General features: G+C 52.9%; 6 protein-coding genes. All 6 read right to left on the bottom strand.

Annotated features, from left to right (window positions below; genetic code table 11):
- Positions 1-215 precede the first annotated feature (215 nt).
- The 6 genes from Q0V82_RS15770 to Q0V82_RS15795 all read right to left on the bottom strand — a co-directional run bounded on the left by Q0V82_RS15770 (position 216) and on the right by Q0V82_RS15795 (position 9,445).
- The gene (locus Q0V82_RS15770; protein ID WP_297577280.1) at positions 216-1,460 is read right to left on the bottom strand and encodes an ABC transporter substrate-binding protein; all 1,245 of its coding nucleotides are present in this window, start codon (positions 1,458-1,460) and stop codon (positions 216-218) included.
- A 302-nt stretch (positions 1,461-1,762) separates the two neighbouring features.
- Positions 1,763-2,668, bottom strand: a complete 906-nt coding sequence (locus tag Q0V82_RS15775; RefSeq protein ID WP_297577282.1) for a carbohydrate kinase — start codon at positions 2,666-2,668, stop codon at positions 1,763-1,765.
- An 87-nt stretch (positions 2,669-2,755) separates the two neighbouring features.
- Complete coding sequence (locus Q0V82_RS15780; RefSeq protein ID WP_297577284.1) at positions 2,756-3,949, bottom strand: AGE family epimerase/isomerase; 1,194 nt, start codon at positions 3,947-3,949, stop codon at positions 2,756-2,758.
- 80 nt (positions 3,950-4,029) lie between these two features.
- A complete protein-coding gene (locus tag Q0V82_RS15785) occupies positions 4,030-5,019 on the bottom strand; it encodes a LacI family DNA-binding transcriptional regulator (protein ID WP_297577286.1) in 990 nt (329 codons plus the stop codon).
- Positions 5,016-6,404 (bottom strand): glycoside hydrolase family 125 protein, encoded by a 1,389-nt coding sequence (locus tag Q0V82_RS15790; protein WP_297577288.1) that lies wholly within the window; start codon positions 6,402-6,404, stop codon positions 5,016-5,018. The genes Q0V82_RS15785 and Q0V82_RS15790 overlap by 4 nt, the downstream gene beginning before the upstream one ends.
- On the bottom strand, positions 6,401-9,445 hold the full coding sequence (locus Q0V82_RS15795; RefSeq protein WP_297577290.1) for a hypothetical protein: 3,045 nt from the start codon (positions 9,443-9,445) through the stop codon (positions 6,401-6,403). The genes Q0V82_RS15790 and Q0V82_RS15795 overlap by 4 nt, the downstream gene beginning before the upstream one ends.
- Positions 9,446-9,570 lie beyond the last annotated feature (125 nt).

Raw genomic sequence — 9,570 nt, forward strand, 5'->3', positions numbered from 1 at the left:
ACGAGCTGCCAACTGCTCCATCCCGCGACAGAGGCCGAACTATATATTGGATATATCGTTGCGTCAATGCTTTTTTATCGAGCAGGGCGATTAACGTTAGAAAAATAGATTAAATCACAATGACTTAGGCGCGAGCTGGCAGTGCGCTGAACAAAAGTCGCCTCGCAAGCTTAGGCCCATTTCGCAGCGCAAGCTCGCAGCTGTTGGTGTGATGTTTATTTTTTGGCTAAACGTTTATTCCAATCGGCGACGGCTTCATCGAGGGCTTTTTGCACTGGAATTCGGCCTTGAATCGCGGCGTCGATTTTATCGTTCATCAATTTATGCATGATGGCTTCATCGGGTACATCGCGAAGCATAAAATGCCGTGATTTATCGATCACTTGCGTTCCCATTTTAAACGCCACTTTACCAAGGTCTTTTGGATCATTCATCGCTGGGTCATTGGCGAGCTGGGCATTGGCTTTTTTGGTTGAGGCAAAGGTGTTGGATGATTTTGCAAATGCCATTTGCACGGCATCGCTCGTCAGGTATTGCGCCGCTTTAGCAACGGCAGCCATGTTTTTTTGCCCTTTGGGAACGACATACATCGTGCTCCAGCCGCCAAACGCTGCGGTTTTTGCGTCGTTCAGTGGGAAGCTGGTTACGCCTGCTGCTGCGTAGGCGCGTGGATTGGCGTCGTTAATTTTTTTAACTGCGTGGCCACCTTCGGCAAACATGCCAATGCTATTGTTGGCAAATGCGGCGATTTGTTTATCAAAAGTCAGATCAACGTCTTTGACGATAATGCCGGCTTTATACGCATCGGCAAATTTTTGTACTAATGCGGCGTGCGCTGGGCTATTAAATACGGCTTTATTGTCTTTAACTAAAGGCAGGCCTTGGAATAAAAACCAAGTTTGAAAACCATCTTGTAATTTAGGGGCCCAGCCGGGTTTGCCGGTGTGCTCTTTAATTTTTTTGGCGGCAGCAAATACATCGTCCATGGTATTAAATACCGGTTTTACCCCCGATTTGGCCAACATATCTTTGTTGTAAACCATAACCGCAGTCACTTGATACGAAGGGAAACCATAAATCTGGCCATGGGCGGTGGCATTTTGTAATGCCGCATCGGTGTATTGCGATTTAAATGGTGCAATTTCTTTCGTCACCGGCATTAATAATTTAGATGACATTTCATTCATCCATTCGGTTGGCACCATCGCTAGACCAGGCACTTTGCCTTCGGCGACTGACGCTACAATTGCGGGCTTCATACCGCCCCAGTTCATATCTTTATGAACTAAGATAATTTCTTTTTGTGATTGATTAAATTGATCAACAATTTGTTTATGATAAGCATCATACGTTCCGCCTAATGCATGCGACCAAAATTCAACGGTAACGCTGGCATTGGCGCTCAATGCGCTAGATAAAAATACACTGGCGCATAATAAAGTACTGGTTTTTATTTTCATGATATCGACACCCTGAATAAATTGATGAATTATTTTTCGTTCTGGCAAAATAATGCGCTAATTATTTTTATTTGTTAAGTTGAATTGCTGTGCAATTTTCACACTTTGGGTTTGCTGTTTTTTGTGGCAAATGGGGCTGCGATTTATTTTAAAATTCGCATTTTTATTGAGTGAATTGGCTTGACTTATTTTTTAATGGTGGTTTCTTTAAAAACAAAGACGGTACTGCATGCTGATTTAATTGAATTCAATAAGCTTTATAAAGTAGTGCGGCATAAAATTGGCACGGGCAGTTATTTTATTTAAATCTGTTGGGCCAATTGAATTAAAGCCCTGGCCTCGGGTGGATTGGCCCCAGCTTGGGTGCATGCCAAACTACCTGCGGCGACGGCGTGGCGTAAATGCGTGTCGCCATTGGCTGCGGGATATTGCAATAAACTCCAGATTAGGCCGCCCATACTGGCGTCGCCCGCGCCGACGGTATCGACGATTTGCAGTTGCGGCGGGGTTTGTTGCCAATGTGCTTCTTGGTGATACAGGCTGGCTCCCGCTGCGCCTCGGGTGTAGAGCACCATTGCTTCGGGTTGCCAGCGGCGCAAAGTGGCTAGTGCATTGGCTTCGTCATCGGTGCGAAACAGACCGCGTAAATCTTCGTCAGAAACTTTAATCACATCGGCCAATTGCGCCATTGCTTGCAAGGTGGGGTCGTACGCCGCATCCATCAGCACTCTAAAGTTGGGATCAAAGCTGATTTTTGCGCCTGCTTGTTTTGCCGCACGCGCGATGTGTAATAGCTTTTTGGCTAGCTGCGGGCGAGCCAGACTAATGCCGCCAAAATGCAGCCACACGCTATCGCTGAGCCAACCGTCGGGTAGGCGCGCTGGGTCAAAATGCAGATCGGCGCTATTGTCGCCAACAAAAAAATACGCTGGTGGCGTGGTTTGATGCACGATGGCCAAGAGCGGCGAAAACGGCAGTTGCTGCATAAAGCGCAAATCTAAATCGGCCTCAACGCTGGCCGCAATCAGTGCATCGCCAAAGCAATCTTGGCTGACTGCACCCGCAAAGGCGCTACGGATGCCGAGCTGACTCATTACGCGCGCGACATTCCACGTCGCGCCGCCGACTTTTTCTTGCCAGAGCCCATCGCTGCTGCGAATCATGTCGGTGAGTGCTTCACCGGCGGAAATAAATTGCGGAAAAGTCATGCTGTTACCCCTGGGGTCTGGTGACGTTTGGATTTTCGCCGCGCTAGAACGCTTTTCGCGGCGAAGCAATGCGCGTTGCGAGCCTAACTATGGCGCTAATACATTGAGCACTTCATAACACGCGCCCATGGTGTGGTAGTCGACTTTGCCGGCGGGGCTTTTTTCATTGCTGTATTTTTGATTGTCCGCCCGCAAAATTCGCCACCAGCCGCCGTATTGATGATCAACGAAATGCTGCCATGCGTAAGCCCATAAGCGTTGGTAGTCATCCCAATAATTGGCATTGCCGGTACGCGTCGCCAAGAGTGCGGCGGTGGCGATGCTTTCGGCTTGTACCCAAAAATATTTATCGCTATCGCAAATCTCGTTTTCTGGCCCAAAACCATAATACAGACCGCCGTGTTCGTGATCCCAAGCGCGTTCCATCGCGGTATTAAATAGCTGCTCGGCGCGTGGTTTGAGCCAGGGTAGTGGGCGGTGGCGCTCTAAAATCAGCAGCAATTTGGCCCATTCAGTCAGATGGCCGGGTTGAAAACCCCAAGGACGGAAAATATTGCTTTTGTCATCGCGGTTGTAATCCCAATCAATAGTCCAATCGGCGTGGTAATGCTCCCAGATCAGGCCATTAGCCAGAGCCGCTTGTCTTTGCGTGATATGGCGGGCGAGCAGCTCGGCGCGATCCAGAAACTTCGTGTCCCCCGTCGCTTCAAACGCAGCGAGCAGCGCTTCGCAAGCGTGCATATTGGCGTTTTGGCCGCGGTAGGGTTTTAGCGCCCAATCCGCGCTGGCTTCGTCAGCATAAAGACCATATTCGCTATCCCAGAAACGTTGCTCCATCAGTTGCCAAGTTTCTTCTAACCAAGCGCGTGCTTCATCAATTCCGGCCATTACGCCGTGGGCGTAAGCGAGCAAAACAAAAGCTAAACCGTAGCAATGGTTGCTGTCGTCATCCAGCGTTTTTTGCCCTTGCTGCCATTGCAATTGCCAGGCATAGCCGCCGCTGATCGGGTCGCGATGCACGTCGCGCAAAAAGGCTAAGCCATGCTGCGCAGCGCTGAGGTATTCGGCGTTGCCAAACTGCCGATAGGCCATGGCATAGTTAAAAACAAAGCGCGTGCTGCTGACCAAATGCCGCGTGTGCGCGTCGTAAATTGTGCCGTCATCGAGGAAAAAATGATAAAAGCCACCGCTGGCATCGATGGCGCGTGGGTGATAAAAGCGCATTGTTTGGGCGATGTGCGCCAGTAAAGTGTCGCGGTGTTGAAAGTTCGGCAATTTCATTGGCTGACTCCTGTTGAAGGTAACAAGGCCCAAGTGCTTCGGCTTTGTTGCTGCGCCGCGTTTTATAACGGCTACGGTGTTCACTGGGTACTGATTGCGCCGCTGCTGGCGCGCAAAATGAGTGTTACGGGTTGCAAAGTGTCGGCAATCGCTTGATGCTCGGTAAGCGCTAAGAGTTGCTCGATGCCGGCTGCGCCGAGTGCGGCTTTATCGACGGCGATGGTACTGAGTTGCGCGGCTTTGGCGGCAGTAATATCGTCAAAGCCGCCAATCCAAAGATCGTCTGGCAGTGTCATGCCGCGCTCAAGGCAGGCGGCTTGTACGATGAGCGCGCAGGCGTCGTTAAACGCAATGATCGCGTCAGGCGGCTGCGCTAAGTTGAGTAATTCATCGAGCGCTAAACGCGTACCACTGGCTAAATCGAGGCCCGGCGCAATCAGTGCTTCTAAGGCAGGATCGGCGAGGCGACCGGCGTTAAATAAGGCTTGGCGATAGCCGCGCTCACGCAGGCGGATTGAATGATGCGCCAGCGAGCCGGATAAAAAAGCAATTCGTTGCCGACCTTGCGCAATGAATTGCTCGGTCATTAAGCGCGTTCCGGCTTGGTTGTCAGGGTTGACGCTGGCGAGCTGCTGCGCGCTGGCATCGATCAAGGTCGTCGGTTTGCCCAATGCTTGAACGACGGCGAGCGTTTCTGGCTCGATAAAGCCCACACACAAAATCGCATCGGCTTCTTGCTGCAGGAGTTGCCGACGTATTGAGCTATTGGCATTGACACTAAATGGCTGCAGCTCAATACCCTTGTTTAAACATGCAAGGCGTGCGCCGCGTTCGACTTCGGCATAAAACGGGCTGGCGCTGGCGGTGGTGTGCTGCGCGTGCAGTAAAAACAAAATGCGGCGAATCGGCTGGCGCTGTAAACGCGAGATGTCGTAGCCGAGTTCTGCTGCGAGCTGTTGCACATGCTGGCGTTGTTGCTCGGAAACACCGGCTTGGTGTTTGAGCGCCCGCGATGCAGTGCCAACCGACACCCCAGCAGCTTGGGCGAGTTCTCTGAGGCTGATACTCATTTTGCCTCGCGTGCGGTGCGAGATTGCAGCAATGCCGGGAAGTCTTGCGCTACGCGCAAAATCAGCTCGCCAAACAGCGTATTGGCCCAAGCAAACCAGCTGCGCGTGAAGTCGCTGGGATCGTCGGGCAAGAAGGATTCGTGCATCAGCGCAGAGCCGCCATCGCTGAGTTTGAGCATCGTCAGGCAGCGCGCAATTTCATCGGCGTCGTTGCTGGTCAGTGCTTGCATAATCAGACTCATTGGCCAAATTCGTGGTGCGAGCGTATGCGGACTGCCAACGCCACTGAGCTGCCCGTCGCTGCTGCTGAAATACCAAGGATTGTCGTCGGACAATATAAAACGGCGGGTATTGCGGTACAGCGGATCATCAGCGCTGCATACACCCAGATACGGTAGCGATAAGAGGCTGGGCACATTGGCGTCATCCATCATCAGCGCATTGCCAAAACCATCGACTTCATACGCCCAGATCGTGCCATATTTAGGGTGCTGCACACGAGCGTAGGCCAGTAGCGCAGCTTCTACTTCATCGGCGAGCTGACGACACGTTTTTGCCAAACTCACGTGTGGATAATGTATGTCCAGCAAGCTGGCTAACTGGCGCAGGCTAACGACGGCAAAATGATTGCTCGGCACCAAAAACGGCAAAATGCACGCGTCGTCTGATGGGCGAAACATCGATGCAATCAGCCCGACGGGTTTTAGCGGATTGCCCATACCATTACACGGCAAGGTGTCTGACTGCCAATGCGTTTGGCGCGTAAAGCGATAAGGGCCAGCATCGGTTTTGCGCTGCTGCTCTTGCATCGTGGCAACGGTTAATGCCATTGCCGCCAGCCAATCAGCGTCGAAAACACTGGCATCTTGCGTCGTTTGCCAATAACTATTCGCGAGGCGGATGGCGTAGCACAGCGAATCGAGTTCCCATTTACGCTCATGAATTTCGGGACGCATCGTGGTGCGATCGTTTTGCCATTCGCTGTCCCCAGGGCCATCGTTAAACGCGTTGGCGTAAGGGTCGAGCAAAATGCATTGCGTTTGGCGGTGAATCAGACCCGCAATCATGCGTGCCAAAGTCGGGTCTTGCTGCGCGAGTGGCAAGTAAGGCCAAACTTGCGCGCAACTATCGCGCAGCCATAGCGCATGAATATCGCCGGTAATGACAAAGGTATCGGGTTTACCGTTGACATTTTCTTGGTGAAACACCGTGGTATCGAGCGTATTGGGATAGCAATTGCTAAATAAGGCACGCAATTGTGGGTCGCTGATTTGCTCGCTAATCACGGCTATTTTGGCCTCGACAGCCTCAGATGAAAAACGCCGCGTGCTTGGCCGCGCTGCTGCCGGATGGGTCTGATTAAACTGCTCTGCGGGCGAGTTCATCGTTTCTCCACTGGGTGTTGCCATAGGCTGTCGATGACGACGCCGTGTTGATCGGTCAGCCACAGCAGTGCGCGGCCAGCGGCAAGCTCGGTGCGGTAAGTGTGCGCGCCAGCTTGCCAATGCAGCACGTGAGCGCGACTGCTTTCGTTCACGGCAATCCACAGTGTATGCGCGGCAAATTGCTGTTGTTGCATGAAAATACCCGCAGGCGCTTTCTCGTTCTCTATCCAGCGCCAAGTAGGCTGAATGTTGGCGGCGCGCATCGCGTATTGATATAGCGCGCTTAAGGTGCCTGAATTGGCATTGAGTTCTAGCGGTAGCGGGCACCAAATGATTTGCCCTTGGCCGAGTGAGAAGTGTTCGATTTGCTCAGCCTGACCAGCTGCATCGCAACCGGTATCGAGTTGCGCGATGGCTTCGCCAATATAGCTGGCGCGATACGCGGCATTAGCGATGTGCAGTGTTTCTTCACGGCTTAAGTTGCGCGTACTGGCCTTGCTAAACGGCGCGCGCTGGCAAGGATTGAAATAGCGATCCAGCGTCGCCGGCCCAGTGAGCAGCACCGTGATCGCGTGTTGTTCCAGCAGTTGCTCGATTTGCTGCCAGCACGTAGCATCCAAGTTTTGCGGGCAAGGTAGTAAGAGCAACTGCGGCGGTGCAGCAAATAGGCTACTTAAATCATGCTCGCCCACTGCGCGTAGATTCACGCCAAATTCAAACGCCAGATTGCGCACCATTGCTTGCGTGGCTGCGAGTGTTGAGCGGCGATTGCTATAGTCATTGCTAAATGGGTATACGACGGCAATATCTGCTAGTTCTCGGTTTTCTAGCAATACCCCAGTTTTTTTGATGAACTGCCCAAACGCTGCGGTAATGCTGGCCTCGGGTTTTTGCGAGCCATCGGCACGGCATGCACCGATATGCGACTCGTTGATATTGTCCATATGGTAGTTGCAGTTCCAAATCCATTGCACCGCACCGGCGTTGCCGTAGGCAAAGGCATAGGCGTATTTACGCTCTAATAGCTGCATCAGCTCAGCCTCATTGCGGCGCGAGCGGCCGTTGGCGCGGGCCACGTGCATGATGCCGGTTTCTTGGATTAGGTTGGGCGTGTTGGGCGTTTTGCTAAACAAGCTATCCCAGCCTAGCGCGTCGTTCAGCCACCAACTGTGCACACTGGTGTAATCGACGGCATCGGCAAAGAAAAACGGCGAAGGGCGCTGCTGGCCAAGCGCTTCATCTTGACCCACGCACACCATCACGTCTGGAATCAGGGTCTTAATGCTCGCGGCTAAATCTGCCGCCCATTCGCGGTGCACCGCTTGCGTAAATAGCGCGTAATCCAGCCACTGCCCATGCTGTTTAACGGCGATTTCGGTGGTGTTAAAGCCAATGTCTTCCGGCTGCGGTGGCCGAACCGCCGACCAATCGGTCAGCTGCGCTGGGCTTAAATCCCATGCGCGTTGCCAATGAGCAATATCGGGGTTAATCGCCTGCAAATGCTGGATAAAAGCGCGCGTTTCAAATTCATCACCCAAGCTGCGCGGGCCGACAAAAATCCGCTGTGGATCAAACATCGATGGTTCGTTGATCAGATCCCAATGCACGCGCGTGGTTTGCGTGTGGCGGCTGACGATGCTGCGGATAAAGCGCTTTTGCGCGCTGCGACTGCGCGGATCGAGGTAGGGATTGCGACCTTCCCAGCTTTCCGGGGTAAAGGCAAAAAAGGTAAAGCAGCATTCCAAATCATGGCTGGCGGCGGTCAAAATAAACGCATCAATCGCGCGCAGTAGCGCTTCATTGGCGTGACCATCGACAAACATCAATTGCCGCCACGCCGACCAAATGCCGGTACGCAAATAATTGACGCCCATACTGGCGAGCGTGCCCATGTCTTGCTGCCAGATTGCGACATTCGGTAGATGCAGGAATTTGCGATGTACGTCGCTCGCCATATACGTCATGCCGACAATCGGCGTGGTTTTGCCGTCGCGAATAAAATAATCGCGGCCAGCGCGCATACGCGTGCCGCGTGCGAGCAGCTCGGCGTCGCGACCCCAAAACCCTTGCTGCAAATGAATCACATCGCCGTGCTCGCTGCGTAGTTCGGCGTGCAGCGTATACAGCCCCGCTGCAATCGCATGCGGCAAGGTAAAGCGCAAGCTTTGCAGGCCGGATTGCTGGGTATTGAGCTGTAGCTTTTTGCAATCAATGACTGCATCGCGATACCTCGTGGTGATGGTCGCGGTCCAGTTTTGCCCGATGGGGGCACCGAGCGCCTCGGCTTGCAAGGTGAGCGTTGCGTGCTCGCCCGGTTCATAGCAAGCAAAGTCGGGTTTGAGCCAGCATTCGGTTACGCCGTGGCTAGCGTGCTCGGCGAGTTGTTCGAGCAAGGCCATACCGCCTTGCTGCCAGAACGTTTCATCTGGCGTGATATTGGCAAATATTTGTCGCGACCCGGCCATCGCGCCACGCAAGCGCTCAATCATTACAATCGGGCTGGCGATGTGCTGCTGCTCTTCATCCATGCACATCAGCAAGGGATAAATCCGCGCATCCATCGGCCCGGCTGAACCCGAATCGAGCGGCTGGTCTTTGGTTTTGGTCGGCATCAGTACCAAGCTGTCGGTACTGGCAGTCAGATTCAAATCAAGCTGCGCGAGCTTGTCGCTCAACCAAGGGAAGTTGGCACCGGCAGCAAGGTGGGTGCTGTGCGGCGCGTTAACGCTTTGGATTTCATGAATATCAAGCTGGCGAAATAGCGCCGCTTGTGGCTGGTGCTGGCCATTGGTGTCGACCGGTTCACTAAATACGGCTTGGCCTAAAGTGAGCATATTGCCGCCACGCGCCAAAAAGTCGAGTAAGGCAGGCCATGCTGCTTGCGGGAAATAGCGGCCGTGTAAATGCACCAAGACGGCAGGCATGGCACAGCGATTTAAGGCATCACTGAGCGCATCGGCGCACACCGCTTGTTGTGGTGCGTGCTTCGGGCGAGTACCCGAAAAAGGAAAATTCTCGTCGTAAAAAGCCAGCAGTGCCATGATTGCCATCCCTATTAGGTGATGTTTAGTTTTTTGGTAGTTTAGCTAAACAAAACTATTTTGCGCCTCGAGATTACGAACGGCAAGCGCTGGAGGTTGAAATGGAAATGTAAATATTGCCGGGA

Source organism: uncultured Deefgea sp. (assembly GCF_947072475.1).
Classification (GTDB): domain Bacteria; phylum Pseudomonadota; class Gammaproteobacteria; order Burkholderiales; family Chitinibacteraceae; genus Deefgea.

Bases quoted from the DNA above. Each gene is read 5' to 3' on its own strand.
- Q0V82_RS15795 (WP_297577290.1), bottom strand. From the start codon at position 9,445: ATGGCACTGCTGGCTTTTTACGACGAGAATTTTCCTTTTTCGGGTACT.
- Q0V82_RS15770 (WP_297577280.1), bottom strand. From the start codon at position 1,460: ATGAAAATAAAAACCAGTACTTTATTATGCGCCAGTGTATTTTTATCT.
- Q0V82_RS15785 (WP_297577286.1), bottom strand. From the start codon at position 5,019: ATGAGTATCAGCCTCAGAGAACTCGCCCAAGCTGCTGGGGTGTCGGTT.
- Q0V82_RS15780 (WP_297577284.1), bottom strand. From the start codon at position 3,949: ATGAAATTGCCGAACTTTCAACACCGCGACACTTTACTGGCGCACATC.
- Q0V82_RS15775 (WP_297577282.1), bottom strand. From the start codon at position 2,668: ATGACTTTTCCGCAATTTATTTCCGCCGGTGAAGCACTCACCGACATG.
- Q0V82_RS15790 (WP_297577288.1), bottom strand. From the start codon at position 6,404: ATGAACTCGCCCGCAGAGCAGTTTAATCAGACCCATCCGGCAGCAGCG.